Origin of the sequence: Clostridioides sp. ZZV14-6153, assembly GCF_020657855.1 — a bacterium.
Classification (GTDB): Bacteria; Bacillota; Clostridia; order Peptostreptococcales; family Peptostreptococcaceae; genus Clostridioides.
This window is the reverse complement of the sequence record NZ_JAGWCZ010000003.1, coordinates 243,867-261,651: the sequence shown is the minus strand read 5'-3', so window position 1 is coordinate 261,651 and position 17,785 is coordinate 243,867. Positions and strand designations below refer to the sequence as shown.

The 17,785-nt window shown below is 27.8% G+C and carries 14 protein-coding genes and 1 pseudogene; all 15 read left to right on the top strand.

The window, feature by feature from the left end:
- Positions 1 to 72: 72 nt before the first annotated feature.
- Positions 73 to 705: a TetR/AcrR family transcriptional regulator gene (locus KGF46_RS06615; RefSeq protein ID WP_227829940.1), complete on the top strand. Its 633-nt coding sequence runs from the start codon at positions 73 to 75 to the stop codon at positions 703 to 705.
- A gap of 296 nt (positions 706 to 1,001) precedes the next feature.
- Positions 1,002 to 1,445: a MarR family transcriptional regulator gene (locus KGF46_RS06610; RefSeq protein WP_227861877.1), complete on the top strand. Its 444-nt coding sequence runs from the start codon at positions 1,002 to 1,004 to the stop codon at positions 1,443 to 1,445.
- Positions 1,446 to 1,475: 30 nt separating this feature from the next.
- Positions 1,476 to 3,293, top strand: coding sequence for an ATP-dependent zinc metalloprotease FtsH (gene ftsH, locus KGF46_RS06605; protein ID WP_227829938.1), 1,818 nt, complete (start codon positions 1,476 to 1,478; stop codon positions 3,291 to 3,293).
- Positions 3,294 to 3,590: 297 nt separating this feature from the next.
- Positions 3,591 to 6,293 (top strand): sensor histidine kinase, encoded by a 2,703-nt coding sequence (locus KGF46_RS06600; protein ID WP_227861876.1) that lies wholly within the window; start codon positions 3,591 to 3,593, stop codon positions 6,291 to 6,293.
- Between the two features lie 34 nt (positions 6,294 to 6,327).
- Complete coding sequence (locus KGF46_RS06595; RefSeq protein WP_227829936.1) at positions 6,328 to 7,026, top strand: response regulator; 699 nt, start codon at positions 6,328 to 6,330, stop codon at positions 7,024 to 7,026.
- A gap of 313 nt (positions 7,027 to 7,339) precedes the next feature.
- Entirely contained in the window at positions 7,340 to 8,296 is a 957-nt protein-coding gene (locus tag KGF46_RS06590) for a CorA family divalent cation transporter (protein ID WP_227829935.1), read from the top strand.
- Between the two features lie 468 nt (positions 8,297 to 8,764).
- A complete protein-coding gene (aroF, locus tag KGF46_RS06585; protein WP_227829934.1) occupies positions 8,765 to 9,778 on the top strand; it encodes a 3-deoxy-7-phosphoheptulonate synthase in 1,014 nt (337 codons plus the stop codon).
- A 21-nt stretch (positions 9,779 to 9,799) separates the two neighbouring features.
- Positions 9,800 to 10,864, top strand: a complete 1,065-nt coding sequence (gene aroB, locus KGF46_RS06580; RefSeq protein ID WP_227829933.1) for a 3-dehydroquinate synthase — start codon at positions 9,800 to 9,802, stop codon at positions 10,862 to 10,864.
- Positions 10,864 to 12,177: a 3-phosphoshikimate 1-carboxyvinyltransferase gene (gene aroA, locus KGF46_RS06575; RefSeq protein WP_227829932.1), complete on the top strand. Its 1,314-nt coding sequence runs from the start codon at positions 10,864 to 10,866 to the stop codon at positions 12,175 to 12,177. Before aroB ends, aroA begins: the two co-directional genes overlap by 1 nt.
- Positions 12,155 to 13,234, top strand: a complete 1,080-nt coding sequence (aroC, locus tag KGF46_RS06570; protein ID WP_227829931.1) for a chorismate synthase — start codon at positions 12,155 to 12,157, stop codon at positions 13,232 to 13,234. The genes aroA and aroC overlap by 23 nt, the downstream gene beginning before the upstream one ends.
- 2 nt (positions 13,235 to 13,236) lie before the next feature.
- Positions 13,237 to 14,433 carry a prephenate dehydratase gene (pheA, locus tag KGF46_RS06565; RefSeq protein ID WP_227829930.1) on the top strand — a complete coding sequence of 399 codons (1,197 nt, stop codon included), beginning with the start codon at positions 13,237 to 13,239 and terminating at the stop codon, positions 14,431 to 14,433.
- Positions 14,434 to 14,479: 46 nt separating this feature from the next.
- On the top strand, positions 14,480 to 15,289 hold the full coding sequence (gene aroE, locus KGF46_RS06560) for a shikimate dehydrogenase (RefSeq protein ID WP_227829929.1): 810 nt from the start codon (positions 14,480 to 14,482) through the stop codon (positions 15,287 to 15,289).
- Between the two features lie 11 nt (positions 15,290 to 15,300).
- Entirely contained in the window at positions 15,301 to 15,834 is a 534-nt protein-coding gene (locus KGF46_RS06555) for a shikimate kinase (RefSeq protein WP_227829928.1), read from the top strand.
- Between the two features lie 15 nt (positions 15,835 to 15,849).
- Positions 15,850 to 16,689, top strand: coding sequence for a prephenate dehydrogenase (locus KGF46_RS06550; RefSeq protein WP_227829927.1), 840 nt, complete (start codon positions 15,850 to 15,852; stop codon positions 16,687 to 16,689).
- Positions 16,690 to 17,061: 372 nt separating this feature from the next.
- Positions 17,062 to 17,739: pseudogene (locus KGF46_RS20325) on the top strand (cache domain-containing protein); the annotation flags it as partial.
- Positions 17,740 to 17,785: the final 46 nt, after the last annotated feature.

Genomic DNA, 17,785 nt, shown 5'->3' with positions numbered 1-17,785 from the left:
AATTGACATTATAAAAGTAGTTTTATATAATAAGACTAAACCGACTGATGGTCTATTGAAAGGAGAAACTATATGAGAATTATAAAAGACCCTGAAGAACGTAAAAGTGAAATCCTCAACACAGCTGAAGTGCTTTTTTGTACTAAAGGATACACAAAAACTACTATAAATGATATTTTAAATGAGATTGGAATTGCAAAAGGAACATTTTATTACTACTTTAAATCTAAAGAAGAGGTAATGGATGCAATTATAACTAGAATTATAGATAATGATATAAATATGTTAAAAGAAATTGCTTCAAATCCAGACATTCCAGTTGTTGAAAAGTTTTTTCAAATATTAATATCTCAAAGACCTAAAGTTGGAGGAAGTAAAGAAAAAGTGATTAATCAATTTCACCAACCCAACAATGCTGAGATGCATCAAAAGACAATAGTTAAAACTATTTTAAATTTTACACCTATTTTAACAGAGGTAGTAGAACAAGGTATAAGAGAAGGAATATTCAATACAAAATATCCAAAAGAGACAATAGAGTTTTTACTTGTTTCTTCTGAATGTATATTTGATAAAGGTATGTTTGATTGGGATAATGATGAAATACTACAAAAAGCAAAGGCATTTGTTTGTATTATGGAAACGACTTTGGGTGCACATAAAGGAAGTTTTGATTTTGTATATAATATGTTAACAGAAGATTAAATTTATTGTAATAGTAAATAACTTTAGATTTTAATTTTTAAATAAGATTAAAATGAGAGGAATCGGTGTAAAATAAATACATCGATTTTTTATTAAAAATATTTTATACAAAAATTTCAATAATAAGATAAACTATTTATGACTGAAGTTACAATATTGTTATTGACAATAAATACTTAATACTATAATATTTAATACATTAAATATTTATAGTGTTAAGCATTATTTATAAAATATTTTTGAATTTAAAGTTAAAAATATTAGTAAAATAAAGTATTTTTACAGGGAGAATTTATATGGATGAGATAAGTTATAAAAAAGCACTGCTAGAATTAACTAGAGATATAAATATTAAATTTACAACTTCATTAAGTCAGTTTTATCAACCGCTTGGGATTACAGCAGTACAAGCTTTGATTTTATCAGAACTATGTGAACATGGAGAGAAAAAAATAAGTGATTTAGGTAAAAATTTGAATATGACAAATAGCAATGTATCAGTAATATGCCAAAGACTAGAAAAAAATGGATTTTTAAATCGTATAAGAGATAAAGAAGACCAACGAATTGTAAAAGTTAAAGTAACAGAAAAATCGTTAGATATACAAGAAAATATTTCAAGTAGTATTTTTGATGACTATTTTGAAAATATGACTAGTGAAAAATTGCAAGATATGGAAGATATAATAGAGGGCTTAAAAAAATTAAATAAGCTTTTAACTCATATTGATTGCAAATAACATAAAATTAATTTAAAGGAGAACAAAATTATGGATGAACACAAACCACAAAAGAGGTCAATACTCTATTACTATACAATAATAATAATAGTAGTAATGTTTTTAAATGCTTTAATATTTCCAAGTCTAATGGATAAAAAAATGGTTGAGATTGATTATGGAAAATTTCTTACAATGTTAGATACAGGAAAGGTTAAATCTGTTGAGATAGAAAGTAATAAAATTGCAATAAGCCCATCTAGTAGTAAGGATAAAAATATATACATAACTGGTAGAATGGATGATCCAGAACTAGTTGATAGATTAAAAGATGCAAAAGTAGAATTTACTAAGATTATTCCTAAAGAAAATTCACCTCTTTTAAGTATTTTACTTACATGGATAGTACCTATAGGTATTCTTATGCTATTTGGTAATTTAATGATGAAATCAATGCAAAAACGAATGGGTGGTAATAGTATGCAATTTGGAAAGAGCAATGCCAAAATGTATGTATCTGCCCAAAGTGGAAAAAGATTTAATGATGTAGCTGGTCAAGATGAGGCAAAAGAAGCTCTAAGTGAGATAGTAGATTTCTTACACAACCCAGAAAAATATAAAAAAATAGGAGCACAAATGCCAAAAGGTGCACTTTTAGTAGGACCTCCAGGAACAGGAAAAACATTACTTGCAAAAGCTGTAGCAGGCGAAGCAGATGTACCATTTTTCTCAATCTCTGGTTCTGAATTTGTTGAGATGTTTGTAGGTATGGGAGCATCTAGAATACGTGATTTATTTAAGCAAGCTAAAGAGAAAGCTCCATGTATAGTGTTTATAGATGAAATTGATACTATAGGTAAAAAGCGTGATAATGGAAGTGGACTAGGTGGAAATGATGAACGTGAACAAACTTTAAATCAGTTATTAAGTGAGATGGATGGATTTGATGGTGGAATAGGTGTAGTAATACTAGCTGCAACGAATAGACCTGATAGTCTTGATAAAGCATTACTTCGTCCAGGACGATTTGATAGACGTATACCAGTTGAACTTCCAGACCTTGGAGGACGTGAAGCTATATTAAAGGTACATGCTAAAAATGTAAATGTAGACTCAAATATAGATTATAATGCAATCGCTAGGTCTACATCAGGTGCATCTGGAGCAGAACTTGCAAATATTGTAAACGAAGCAGCACTTTTAGCAGTTAAATCTGGCAGAGATGTAGTAGAGCAACAAGATTTTGAGGAATCTGTTGAGACCGTAATTGCAGGATATCAACGTAAAGGAGCTGTGATTTCTGATAAAGAAAAGAAAATCATAGCTTATCATGAAATAGGTCACGCACTTGTTGCTGCAATGCAGAAACATTCTGCACCTGTCCATAAAATTACAATAATACCTAGGACTTCAGGTGCATTGGGTTATACTATGCAAGTTGCAGAAGATGAAAGTGTACTTATGTCCAAAGAAGAAGCAATTGATAAAATAACTACTTTTACAGGTGGTCGTGCTGCTGAAGAAGTTATTTTTAATACTTGTACATCAGGTGCATCAAATGATATAGAGCAAGCTACTAAGATTGCAAGAGCTATGGTTACTCGTCTTGGTATGAGTGAGGAATTTGATATGGTTGCTCTTGAAACAGTAAGTAATCAGTACCTAGGAGGAGACTCTTCTCTTGCTTGTTCTTCAGATACTGCAGCTAAAATTGATGAAGAAGTATTTAGAATAGTAAAGACTTGTCATAAAAATGCAATTGAGATTTTAGAGAATAATATAGATAAGCTACATGAACTTGCTGAATATTTATTGGAAAAAGAGACAATTACAGGTGATGAATTCATGGAAATACTGAATTTAAAGTAAATATGTTGAAATAAAGATTGTAGTAATAGTTTTATTTAAATATGTATTTGCATATTTAAAACTGTTAATGCATTTTCAATAAAATATAAATCAAAAATATATAAATCAAAACAAGAGAATTGACAAAAAGGAATGTATAAAAAATAAAAATGCCTATTATTTAGGCATTTTTATTTTACAATTAAAGTACATACTTGTATCTTTACATAATCTTAATCATTAAAAATACATCTTAACTACATTTTTATACTAGAATTGATATTATAATAGTAATGAAATGTACAAGGAGGTTGTTTGATGGACAGACCAAATCCTGATATTCTATTAAAAAAAATAAAGAATGAAGAGAAAAAACTAAATAGAGGTCAGTTAAAAATATTTTTTGGGTATGCAGCAGGTGTAGGTAAAACTTATTCTATGTTGGAGTCTGCACAAAATTTAAAAAAAGTAGGGATTGATGTAGTAGTTGGATATATTGAACCACATACTAGACCAGAAACATTAGCATTACTTGATGGATTAGAGACTCTTCCTGTAAAAGAAATAGAATATAAGTCTATAAAATTAAAAGAGTTTGATTTAGATGCGGCATTAGCAAGAAAGCCAGAAGTTATATTAGTTGATGAGTTTGCTCATTCCAATGTCACTGGGTTAAGGCATACCAAAAGATGGCAGGATATAGAGGAATTATTACTAGCAGGTATAAATGTATATACTACTGTAAATGTACAACATCTAGAAAGTTTAAATGATATCGTGGAGATAATTACAAATGTATCAGTCAAAGAAACTATACCAGATAAATTTTTAGATATAAGTACACAATTAGAGCTTATAGATGTTGAACCTGATGTACTTCTTGAAAGATTTAATGAAGGTAAAATATATAAAAAGGAACAGGCAATTAGAGCGAAAGATAATTTTTTTATAAAAGACAATTTAGTTGCACTTAGAGAAATTGCACTTAGAAAAACAGCTGAAAGAGTAAATAAAGAAGTTCAAATGACTAGATTATCAAAGGGTGATGTAACAGTAATACCTACATCAGATACACTTCTTGCATGTATAAGCCCATCTCCATCTTCAGCAAAGGTTATTAGAACCGCGTCTAGGATAGCAGATAGTACATTTGCTAAGTGGATAGCTTTATATGTTGAAACTCCAAATACAGCAAAATTGCCTTTTGAGGAACAAAAACAATTACAAAACAATTTAAAACTAGCTAAGAAGTTAGGTGGTGAGATAATTGTTTTACATGGTGAAAATGTAATAGAACAGATACTTAGAATTGCCAAGATAAGAAACGTAACAAAAATTGTAATAGGTAGAAATCATTCAAATACTAAAAAATTGAGTAAAAAACTGAAAAAAGATATAGTTGACAAATTGATAGATGAAGTTGATTATATAGATATACATATAATCCCTTACAAATTTGCTTCAGAAGTTAAATATAGACCTAAAAAGGATAACTCATCAATAAAATCAAAATTTAAAATCAGTAAAATTGATTTTATAAAACTTATAATTATTACTTTAGTGATAAGCATTTTGGCATATATAGTACAAAGTATGGGATTTATAAGAGAAAATATATTACTAATATATATGTTAGGTGTAGTTTTGGTTTCTATGTGGACTAAAGGATATAGTACAGGGATAATAAGCTCTGTATTTAATATAGTACTGTTAAATTATTTTTTTACAGCACCTTTATATACATTGTCAATAGCTGATTCAAATTATATAGTAACATTAGTTGTATTCTCAATAGTTGGTATAATAACTAGTACTCTTACATCTAAGATACAACATGAGGCAGATACAGCTGCTAAAAGAGAAGAAAATACAAAAATGATATATCAAATAATTAAGGGATTTTTAAGATTGTCAAATAAAGATGATATAGTAAATAAGGGTATAGAACTTTTATGTCTTAGTCTAAGTAGAGATATAGTTTGCTATTTAAATATGGATAAGGATAAGAAATCAAAGTTCTATAAAAAAAATACTGCTAATAAGGATAAAAACGATTTAAATATAGAAGATGAAAAAGCTGTTGCAAGTTGGGTCTTGTCTAATTCAACAGTAGCAGGTAGTGATACAGATACACTTCCTGGTTCAAAAGGATATTATATACCAATTATAGGTATGAATTCAACTTTGGGGGTTATTGGTATATCGTGTGTTGATTCAAAATTAGATACAGAAGATATAAGTTTAATTGAAACAATAACTGCTCAAATGGCAATAGCTCTTGATAGAGAAATTCTATCAGAAGCAAAAGAAAATACTAATCTTGAGATAGAAAGAGAGAGGCTTAGAAGTAATCTTTTAAGAGCAGTTTCACATGACCTCAGAACACCATTAGCAGGAATATCTGGAGCAGTTAGTACAATTATAAAAAATAAAGATACTATAGGTCAGGATATAATAGACGAGCTACTTAGTGGTGTATATGAAGATACTCAGTGGTTAATAAGACTTGTTGAAAATTTACTTAGCATGACTAAGATAGATGAAGGAAAGTTAGAAGTCAAAAAACGTTCTGAACTTGTTGAGGAAATTATATCAGAGGCATTACAAAATATTAAAAAAAGAATTGAAAATGCAATTATAGATATTAATATACCAGAGCAAATATTATTTGTTCCTATGGATGCCAAATTAATAGAACAGGTTTTAATTAATCTAATAGATAATGCTTTAAAATATTCAAAAGAGGATTGTAAAATAAATATAATTGTATATGAAAAAGAAGATTATGTTTGGTTTGAAGTGTCTGATAATGGTCCTGGAATATCCAAAGAACTGAAGGAGCATATATTTGATAGATTCTTTACTGGAGAAGAAGGTACTAAGGATTCTAGAAAAGGTGTTGGACTTGGATTATCAATTTGTAAATCTATAATTCAAGCTCATAAAGGTGAAATTTTAGTAGTAAATAATAAAGATAAAGGTTCAACTTTTAAATTTAGTTTGCCCAAAGAAAATGAATAGTATGAAATTTTGAAATCTAGTTTTGGAGGAAGAAATGAGTAAAAAACTTATATTATTAGTAGAGGATGATAAAACAATAAGAAAATTTATATCTACTGCACTTGCAACACAAGATTATGATGTTAAAGAGGCTATAACTGGTAAAGAAGGAATATCAATTGCTGTCTCATATTCTCCAGATGTCGTTCTCTTGGATTTAGGGCTAGAAGATATGGATGGAATAGAGGTAATAAAAGCTATTAGGCAGTTTTCAAATATACCAATAATTGTAGTTTCAGCTAGAGAACAAGACAGAGAAAAGGTAGAAGTGTTTGATGCAGGTGCAGATGATTACTTAACAAAACCATTTTCTATAGTAGAGTTATTAGCTAGGGTAAGAGTGGCGTTTAGACACTCACAAGTAGAATTACAGCAAAAAGAAGAGATTAGGTCTACGTTTGAAGTAGATGAGTTATTTATTGATTTTGATAAAAGAAAAGTCATTGTTGACAATAACGAAGTACATTTGACACCAATTGAATATAATATTCTTTCATTACTTGCAAAGCATCATGGAAAAGTACTTACTCATAATTTTATAATAAAAGAAATATGGGGTAGTATTATAGGAAATGAAACTAAGTCCTTAAGAGTTTTTATGGCAACATTAAGACGAAAAATAGAGAAGCAACCTGCTGACCCTAGGTATATAATTACAGAAGTTGGTGTTGGATATAGACTAAATGATGAATAGACAAAATGGATGCTACAATTGTATAATTTAGATTAAGTTAAAATGAAGTGTGTATGCTATTATTAATTTAAGTATATGCATTTCATTTTTTAGTACTTTTTTAGCATTGATAATATTAAATACATTTTAAAATAAAAGTATGGTATAATTTGTAAGAAAAGTCTAAGTTAAAAGATAAAAGATTTAATATTTATTTTCTAATAAATTTAATATAAATAAATATTAAATAATAATTACTGAAATAGTGAAAAATAATTACAGTAATAAATATATGTAATTTTTAAAATGTAAACTGAAGTTTAGGAGTAGATTTATGTATATATTGAATTTGAATACAAGAGAGATTGTGGAAGATTTTAGAGTGAAATTTTATATACCAGAAAATTCATATCTTATATTAAGTGCTCCAAAAAATTTAAAATTACTCAAGGAAACTTTGGATATAGATGAAATAACATTTAATGATTGTCTTAAATTTGATGAAATAACAAAGCTTGATTTATTTGATAATTATGATTTTTTGAGCCTAAATACCTTTGAATTGAGAAATGGAGAAGCTGTTATAGAAGAAGTAAATATGTATTTATCAGATAATTTTATATTAGTTGTTGTAAATGAAGAGCATTTTTTATTTGAATTTGTAAAGAATCTTATTTTAAAAAATTCTCAACTTGAAAAAAATCCTGTCATCAACCTTTTTAAGATAAATTATTTAATTTTTAGAGAAGTTATAAAAAATGGCTTCGAATCTTTAGAAAAAGTTGAAGAGTTAATTCTTGAAATAGAAGATGAGATGATGGACAATATTCATAAAAATCATGTTTCTAGAATAAGTGATGTAAGAGGATTGACTAGAACTATAGTTAAAAACACCAGACCACTTTTATATATTGGAGATAGAATAATTAAAGAAAATATACGATATTTAAAATACTCCAATGTAAAAAAATATAATCTTGAAAATTTTCAAGGGATAGATTTTGGTATTGATAAATTATATAATTTTGCATTATCAACACGTGAGCTGGCAGATAAACTCCTAGATATTTATTCTTCTAGAGTAGGTGAAAAAACGAATCACTTGATTACAAAATTGACTTTACTTACGGCTATCTCTGCACCACTTACAATTATAACGGGAATATATGGAATGAACTTTAGGTATATGCCAGAACTAAATTGGCTTTATGGATATCCAGCAACATTACTTTTGATGTTAGGCATAGTTTTTGTTGGAATTATAATATTTAAAATAAAAAAATTATTGTAAAAATAAGATGCTTTTTAAACGATTTTAGAAAAAGGTATTAAAAGAAAAAGTGAATTAAGAAAATAAAGAAATATTTTAAATTGAAAATATTTATAGAAAATATTGACAATTATATTTTCTTTGCTATAATTATTAAACAAGAAGAGTAATAAATTATAAAAATGGAGGATAATACTATGAAAGGGATTTTAAAAGAACTAGTGGCAAAACTTTATAGCTTTTTTTATTTTATGTTCTGGGGCTTTTATTTTAGCGCTGGCTATTTCTTTTACAAAAATACATGTAATTCCTTTCTGGTGAGGCCTTGATTTTAATAACCTTGGGCATAGGTAAATTTTATAAAAATGATTATTTTATACGGTCATGTAAGATTTGATGCTTAATAGATTATTTTAGAGAACTCATTAATGAGTTCTCTTTTTTATTTTAAACTCAAATATAGAATTACAATATTAGGGGGTAGTAAAGATGATAGTAGTATTAAAAGTAGGAGCAGATAAGAGAGAAGTTAAGAAATTAATAGAAGCTATTTGTAGAGAGGGTGTAGAAGTGAATCCTATAGATGGAAAAGAATTAACTGTTTTAGGGTTAGTTGGAGATACTAGTAAGATAGATGCTAAAAGAATAGAAGCAAATAAGGTAGTTGAAAAAGTTATGCATGTAGTAGAACCTTTTAAAAAAGCAAATAGAAAATTTCATCCAGAACCTTCAATTATAAATGTCGATGGTATGGAAATTGGGTCAAAAAAACTTACTATGATAGCTGGTCCTTGTTCTGTTGAAACAGAAGAACAAATAGTTTCTATAGCTGAAGATGTAAAAAAATCAGGAGCAGGATTTTTAAGAGGAGGAGCATTCAAGCCAAGAACATCTCCATACGCTTTCCAAGGATTAAGATATGATGGATTAGATTTATTAAAAAAAGCAAAAGAAAAAACAGGTCTTCCTATAGTTACAGAAATAATGTCAACACAAGATATAGATATATTTGAAGAAAATGTAGATGTAATTCAAGTTGGAGCAAGAAACATGCAAAACTTTGATTTATTAAAAGAATTAGGAAAAACAAATAAAACAATACTTTTAAAAAGAGGATTATCTGCTACAATTGAAGAGTGGCTAATGTCAGCTGAATATATAATGGCTGGAGGAAATGAAAATGTAGTTCTTTGTGAAAGAGGTATAAGAACTTTTGAAACATACACTAGAAATACTTTGGATTTAAGTGCAATCTTAGCTGTAAAAAAACTTAGCCATTTACCAGTCATAGTTGACCCAAGTCATGCAGCAGGAAAATCATGGATGGTTGACTCTCTATCTAAAGCAGCAATTGCGGTTGGAGCAGATGGTTTAATAATAGAAGTTCATAATGACCCAGCTCATGCACTTTGTGATGGTAAACAATCAATTAAACCAGATGAGTATGATGGATTAATAAATGAACTAAAAACTATCGCATCAGCAGTTGGAAGAGAAATATAATCTATAGAAGGATGGTTAAACGTGGAAGAAAAATTATTAGTTAATCTAAAAGAGAATAGTTACAATATATTTATAAAAAAAAGTATATTAAAAAATATAGGCAAAGAAATTAAAAAAATATATTCTGGGAATAAGATTTTTATTGTTACAGATGAAAATATAGCAAAATTATATTTAGATGAAGTTAAAAATAATTTGATTGAATCTGGATTTGAAACTAGAGCTATAATATTAGAAGCTGGTGAAGAGACAAAGTCATTTAACACTCTACCTAAAATATATGATAGTTTACTTGACTTTAAGTTAACTAGAAAAGATTTGATTATTACACTAGGAGGAGGGGTAATTGGAGATTTAGGAGGATTTACAGCAGCAACTTTTTTAAGAGGTGTAAATTTTATTCAAATTCCAACATCTTTATTAGCTCAAGTGGACAGTTCTGTAGGTGGAAAAGTTGGAGTTGACCTTGAAAGAGGAAAAAACTTAGTGGGAAGTTTTTATCAGCCTAAAGCAGTATTTATTGACCCAGATGTATTATCATCTCTTCCAGAAAAATTTTATAGAGATGGAATGGCAGAGGTTATAAAGTATGGATGTATAAAAGATAAAACTTTTTTTAATAAGCTTGTAAACTTAAAAAACAGGGAAGAAGTGATGCACCATATAGAATACATTATACACAAATGTTGCCTTCTCAAAAAAACTGTAGTTGAAGCTGATGAGAAAGATTTAGGAGATAGGATGCTTTTAAATTTTGGGCACACACTAGGTCATGCTATTGAGAAACACTATAACTTTACAGGTTATACTCATGGAGAAGCTGTTGGTGTAGGTATGTATAAGATAACATTAGAGAGTGAAAAAAGAGGGATTACAAAACAAGGTACATCAGAACTTATAAAATCAATTTTAATAAATTATGATTTACCTTATGAAGTTGAATTAGGAGATAATAAATCTATAATAGATACTATATCTCTCGATAAAAAAAATCTAGGTGATACACTAAAAATAATACTTTTAAAGGATATTGGAGAAAGTATTATATATGATACTACTTCTAAATTTTTTCAGGAGGTAAAATGATGGGAAGCTTAAAAATATATCCAAGCAAATTATCAGGCAATGTAAAAATTCCTCCATCAAAAAGTATGGCACATAGAGCAGTTATTTGTGCAGCTTTAAGTGATGGAAAAAGTAGAATTTCTAATATAGATTTTTCTGATGATATTATAGCTACTATAAGAGCAATGATATCATTAGGAGCAACTATAGAAAAAAAAGAAGATATTTTAGAAATCACAGGAATCTATTCTAAAGAAGCAATCTTAAATAAAGAGAATCAATTGAATCAACCTAAACTGACTATAGATTGTAATGAGTCAGGTTCTACTTTAAGATTTCTGGTACCTATATCTTTAGCTTTTGATGGAGTAAAAAGATTTATAGGAAGAGGTAATCTTGGAAAAAGACCACTTGATACTTATTATGAGATATTTGACAGACAGGGGATAGAATATAGCTACAAAGAAAATAAACTGGATTTAATTGTATCAGGAAAACTTAAACCAGATGAATTTAGAGTAAAAGGAAATATAAGTTCTCAATTTATAACAGGATTATTATTTATATTGCCTACATTAGATAGTGATTCAAAGATAATAATTACCACTGAACTAGAATCTAAAGGGTATTTAGATTTAACTATTTCAACTATGAAAGATTTTGGAGTAGAAATTGTAAATAATAATTATAAAGAATTTATCATAAAAGGAAATCAAACTTATAAAGCTAGAGATTATAAAGTTGAAGGAGATTATTCTCAAGGTGCATTTTATTTATCAGCAGATGCTATTGGAGAAGATATTAACATACTTGACCTTAAAGAAAATTCTCTTCAAGGAGATAGTGAAGTTATCGAGATTTTATCAAGAATGGGTATGGAAATTTTAAGAGAAGACAACAAAATCAAAGGAATAGCAAACTGTTTAAATAGTACTTTGATAGATGCATCTCAATGTCCAGATATAATACCAGTTTTATCTGTGGTAGCAGCTTTAAGTATAGGGAAGACGACCATAATAAATGCTGGAAGACTTAGAATTAAGGAATGTGATAGACTTCATGCAATAAATATTGAGTTGAGTAAGCTAGGGGCGAATATAGAAGAAAAAGAGGATAGTTTGATAATTGAAGGAGTAAGCAAATTAAATGGAGGTGTAGAAGTATGGAGTCACAAAGACCACAGGATTGCAATGACACTTGCAATTGCTTCTTGTAGATGTGATAAGCCAATCATATTGAAAGATTTTGAGTGTGTATCAAAGTCTTATCCACATTTTTTTAAAGATTTTGAGATGTTAGGAGGAAGAATTGATGAGTGGAATATGGGGAAATAATTTGAAAATATCCATCTTTGGAGAATCTCATGGAAATGCTATAGGTATAAATATAGATGGACTTCCTGCAGGTATCGAGTTAGACCTTGATAAGATTGACAAAGAAATGAAAAGAAGAGCACCAGGAAAAAATTCTATATCAACTTCAAGAAATGAAAGTGATATACCAGAAATTTTAAGTGGATATTTTGATGGAAAAACTACAGGAACTCCATTATGTGCGATTATAAGAAATAGTGATACTCGTTCAAAAGATTATGGAAAAGTTAAAAACTTGATGAGACCAGGTCATGCAGATTATACAGGTCATATAAAATATTCTGGGTTTAATGACTATAGAGGAGGAGGACATTTTTCAGGAAGAATAACTGCTCCATTAGTATTTTGTGGTGCTATATGTAAACAAATTTTATCACAAGAAGGTATAGAGATAGGAGCTCATATTAAAAAAATCAAGAATATAGAGGATAAGGGTTTTAATTATGTAGACATTTCAAAACAAGAATTATTAAATTTACAAAATTTAGAATTACCTTTACTTGATTTATCAAAGGAAGAAGCCATAAAAAATACTATTCTAGATGCAAAAAATCAGGGAGATTCAGTTGGAGGTATAATTGAATGTGCAGTGATAGGTGTCAATGTAGGTGTTGGAAATCCGTTTTTTGATTCTGTTGAATCTACTCTATCACATTTACTATTTTCTGTTCCATCCATAAAAGGTGTAGAATTTGGATTGGGATTTGATATTACAGATATGTATGGTTCTCAAAGCAATGATGAAATGTACTACGTTGGAGATACAGTAAAAAGTAAAACTAATAATAATGGAGGGGTTATTGGAGGGATTACAAATGGAATGCCAATAATTTTTAAAGTAGCAATTAAGCCAACTCCATCAATTAGTAAACAACAAAACACTGTTAATATAGAAGATAAAAAAGATGATGTTTTAGCTATTAAAGGTAGACATGACCCTTGTATAGTTCAAAGAGCTATACCTGTAATAGAAGCAGTAACAGCTATTGGAATTTTTGATTTGATGAAAGGACGATAATAATGGAGGATTTAACGAGATATAGAAATAAAATTGATGATATAGATAAGGAACTTGTCAAATTATTTGAAAAAAGGATGAATATAGTTCTCGAAATTGCTAGGCATAAAATGAGAAATAATACTACTATACTTCAAAAAGATAGAGAAGAAAAAGTATTGAGTAAAGCAGTAAATAATCTAGAAGATAAAAAATATTCACAAGAGACTGTGCAATTTTTTAATTCAATAATGGAAGTTAGTAAGAATTTGCAAAAAAGATTAATAGATAATAATGTAGAGGAAAAAAATGAAAATAGTTCAAATTCATTAAATGAAAATTTTGATTTGTTAAATATATATAAATATAAATCAGTAAAAAGCGAACTTAATAAAAAAAATCTCCTAGTAGGGTTTCCTGGTATGTCAGGTTCATTTACAGAAGAAGCACTAACAAAATTTTTTAATACTAAAATCATAAAAAAACAATTTAAAGAATTTGAAGATGTCTTTATAGCACTTCAAAATAAAGAAATAAATTATGGAATAATACCTATAGAAAATTCGTCTACAGGAGCGATTTCTGAGACTTATGACCTTTTAGGAAAATATGGATTTTATATAGTTGGAGAAGAATGTATAAAAATAAATCAAAATTTAATTGGGATAAAGGGTACAAAGCTTGAAGATATTAAAGAAATATATTCACATCCACAAGGAATAGGTCAAAGTAGTGAATTTTTAAAACAAAATAGTCAATGGAAATTGATACCTTTTAATAACACAGCAACTAGTGCTGAACTTGTTAAGAGACTTCAGGATAAAACAAAGGCAGCAATTGCTAGTAAAAAAGCTGCAAAGATTTATGGATTAGAAATAATAAGTCCATGTATAAATGATATGACAGACAATTATACTAGATTCGTGGTAATTAGTAATGAGATACACATTGAAGAAGAGTCAAACAAGATGAGTATCGTATTTTCTGTTGAGCATGAAGCTGGAAAGCTTTATAAAATACTTGGATACTTTGCTGAAAACAATATAAATATGACAAAAATAGAATCAAGACCAATGAAAAATGCTTCTTGGAGATATTTCTTTTATATAGATTTCGAATGTTCTATATATGATTCAAAAGTATGTAGTTTGTTAGACATGATAGAACGTAATACAGCATACTTTAAATTTATCGGTGTATATAGAAATAAAATTGAATAGATAAATATAATTTTTTATTTAAACAGAATGATTAGGAGGTGTAAAGATGAATTTTTTTGGTCTAATAGGTGAAAAGCTATCTCATAGTGTTTCCCCTCAAATTCATAAGAGGTTATTTGAAATATTGAATATTGAAGGTGCTTATAAGAACTTTGAGATTTCAAAAGAAAATATACCAATGTTGGATGATGCTATAAAATTATTGGGAATCAAAGGTGTAAATATTACTGTCCCATATAAAGAAAGAGTCATGGAGTTTTTAGATTTTATATCTCCAGAAGCAAAGCGTATAGGGGCAATTAACACAATTTTACTTAAAGAGAACAAATTATATGGCTATAATACAGATTATTTTGGACTTGATATTATGTTCAAAGTAGCTAATATTGATATTCAAGGAAAGACAGCTGTTATATTAGGTACTGGCGGTGCATCTAAAGCAGCCATTACATACCTTCTTGATTCTGGAATAGGTAAAGTTTATGTTTCAACTAGAAAAAAAGATAATAAAAAGCTATCAAATAATTCAGCTATATTAATAGATTATGAAGAGCTTAAGAATATAAAAGGAGATATAATATTAAATGCAACTCCAGTAGGAATGTATCCTAATGTAGGAGTATCACCTGTCCCAAAATCTATTATACAGAATTTTGATATGTTAGTAGATTTGATTTACAATCCTAAAAAAACTTATTTTTTAGAAATTGGTCAGAGTCTAGGTAAAAAAACGTGTGATGGATTATATATGTTGGTTGGGCAAGCAGTAAAGTCTCAAGAAATATGGCAAAATATTAAAATAGATAGTGGTGCTTTAAATATTATATATGAAGAAATAAAATTAAACTTTTTATAGGGGGATTGATTATGATAAACAAAGAAAAGGTAATATTAATAGGTATGCCGGGTAGTGGAAAAACTACAATTGGAAAACTTTTATCACAGGAATATAATTGTAGTTTTTGTGATATGGATGATTATATAAATAAAATATCTCAAAAAAGTATAGCAGAGCTATTTTTGGAAGGAGAAGATGTTTTTAGAAATTATGAAACACAAGCATGTAGAGAACTTTCTGCTAGTGATAAAACAGTAGTTTCTACTGGTGGTGGTGTAATAAAAAAAGATATTAATATAGAGATACTCAAAGAAGTAGGAATAATACTTTTTATTAATAGACCTATAGAAAAAATTTTAGAGGATATAAATATTAATTCAAGACCTTTATTACAAGATGGAAAAGAGAAATTATATAATCTTTATAATGAAAGGATAAATCTTTATAAAAATGCTGCAGATATAGAAATTTTAAATGCTAAATCATTAAATGATGCTGTATATAATATCAAAAATGCAATTAATAAAAATCTTAAATTTGAATTTAACGAAAAAATAATCTAGGGGGAAATAAGAATAATGAATATTGTTGTTGTAGGATTAGGAGTTATAGGAGGTTCTTTTGCTAAGGCATTAAAAAAAGCTGGATATGAAGATGTGTTTGGAGTAGATATAGATTCTGAAACTCTGAAAAAAGCAGAAGAGTTAAAAATTATCAAAAAAGGATGTACTACAGGTAAGGAGTTTTTTAAACAAGCTGATTTGATTATATTGTCTATATATCCTAGATTAATTGTAAATTTTTTAGAAAATAACAAAGAATTTTTCAAAAAAGGAACTATAATTACTGATACCACAGGAATAAAAGAAGTTCTTATAAATGATGTCTTGAAAATTATTCCAGATGATGTAGATTTTATATTTGGTCATCCAATGGCAGGTAGAGAAAAAAAGGGAATTGATTTTGCTAGCGATGAGGTATTTAAAAAAGCAAATTATATAATTACTCCAACTGGCAGAAATAATATAAAAAACTTAGAGTTTGTTGAGAATTTAATTTTAGAAATAGGTTTTAAAAGAGTAAAAAAATTGACTGCACAAAAACATGATGAAATGATAGCTTTTACATCTCAGTTACCTCATGTAATGGCAGTTGCTCTTATAAATAGTGACGAAGAAGGTAGAGATACAGGTAAATTTATTGGAGATAGTTATAGAGATTTAACTCGTATTGCAAATATGAATGAAGACCTATGGAGTGAACTTTTTTTAGGAAACAGAGATAATTTATTAAAATGTATAGAAAATTTTGAGATAGAAGTAAATTTAATAAAAGAGGCTATCTTTAATAACGATAAAAATAAACTAGTTGAATATTTTAAAACATCTTCAATAAGAAGAGAACATTTGGAAAAATAGAAACCTTCATATAAGCTATATAAATTTAAAAGTACATGTCAATGGGTATAAATATAAAAAATAGCATATTTAATTACATTAGTAACTATAAGACTAATATGATTAAATATGTTATTGTTGTATTTATACCCTTTAAATTTATTATTCCATAAGTAATATATTTATTTAACTTGTTCTTTATTAACAATTTATGAAACTCAATTGTAAAAAAGAGTTTTTAATAGTAAAATAAAGTGAATCAACTAAATATAACTAATTGAGAGGGTGAGGTGTAGCCACTTGAAATACAGTAGGCAAATATTAAAAAGTATATTAATATCATTTATAGTAGTATTCTTTTTTAGTGTATTTGCGTTTTTTTATATAAGTAATATGGATGATGTACTTGAATATGAAACAAAAAATTACTTGTCAGAAATTAGTGAAGAGAGTAAAATTGCAATTAATAGTAAATTAAAAAGTAATTTAAACGAATTGGAAAATATTTCTAAGCTTTTAGAAATAGAAGATAAATTTGATTTAGAAGAAACTTTGAAAATTTTGGAATCATATAATAAAAATAGCAACTATAATAACATTGGTATGATTTTACCGAATGGTAAAGGTTATGCTAAAGGTATTTTTGGAACAGATTTTTCAGATAGGGATTATTTTAAGTTGGCCATTAAAGGTACAGCTAATATATCAAAGCCCCTAATAGATAAAGATACTGGAAAATTGACTAAAACATATGCAGTCCCATTATACAATAATGGTAAAATTGTTGCTGTTATTGCAGCTGATTATGATGTTGAGTTTGTATCTGAATTTTTGTCTATTTCAACCTTTAATGGTGAAGGTTTTTCGCTTATATGTGATAGCAATGGTGAAATAATCATTCCATCTTATCATAAAAATTCAAATTCAAATATTACAAATCTTTCACAAGTTAATTTTAAAAAAATATTTACTTTTAAAAATATGAAAATATCAGATAAAGGCGTAGTAGAGGCTAAAGAATCAGGAAAAGAATTTTATATGGCATATACTTCTTTAGGAATAAATGATTGGTTTATAATATCAGTCGTTCCAAAGATGGTCGTATCTAAAAAACTAA

Bases quoted from the DNA above. Each gene is read 5' to 3' on its own strand.
- KGF46_RS06595 (WP_227829936.1), top strand. From the start codon at position 6,328: ATGAGTAAAAAACTTATATTATTAGTAGAGGATGATAAAACAATAAGA.
- aroA (WP_227829932.1), top strand. From the start codon at position 10,864: ATGGGAAGCTTAAAAATATATCCAAGCAAATTATCAGGCAATGTAAAA.
- KGF46_RS06590 (WP_227829935.1), top strand. From the start codon at position 7,340: ATGTATATATTGAATTTGAATACAAGAGAGATTGTGGAAGATTTTAGA.
- KGF46_RS06550 (WP_227829927.1), top strand. From the start codon at position 15,850: ATGAATATTGTTGTTGTAGGATTAGGAGTTATAGGAGGTTCTTTTGCT.
- KGF46_RS06600 (WP_227861876.1), top strand. From the start codon at position 3,591: ATGGACAGACCAAATCCTGATATTCTATTAAAAAAAATAAAGAATGAA.
- KGF46_RS06555 (WP_227829928.1), top strand. From the start codon at position 15,301: ATGATAAACAAAGAAAAGGTAATATTAATAGGTATGCCGGGTAGTGGA.
- ftsH (WP_227829938.1), top strand. From the start codon at position 1,476: ATGGATGAACACAAACCACAAAAGAGGTCAATACTCTATTACTATACA.
- pheA (WP_227829930.1), top strand. From the start codon at position 13,237: ATGGAGGATTTAACGAGATATAGAAATAAAATTGATGATATAGATAAG.
- aroC (WP_227829931.1), top strand. From the start codon at position 12,155: ATGAGTGGAATATGGGGAAATAATTTGAAAATATCCATCTTTGGAGAA.
- aroE (WP_227829929.1), top strand. From the start codon at position 14,480: ATGAATTTTTTTGGTCTAATAGGTGAAAAGCTATCTCATAGTGTTTCC.
- KGF46_RS06615 (WP_227829940.1), top strand. From the start codon at position 73: ATGAGAATTATAAAAGACCCTGAAGAACGTAAAAGTGAAATCCTCAAC.
- aroF (WP_227829934.1), top strand. From the start codon at position 8,765: ATGATAGTAGTATTAAAAGTAGGAGCAGATAAGAGAGAAGTTAAGAAA.
- KGF46_RS06610 (WP_227861877.1), top strand. From the start codon at position 1,002: ATGGATGAGATAAGTTATAAAAAAGCACTGCTAGAATTAACTAGAGAT.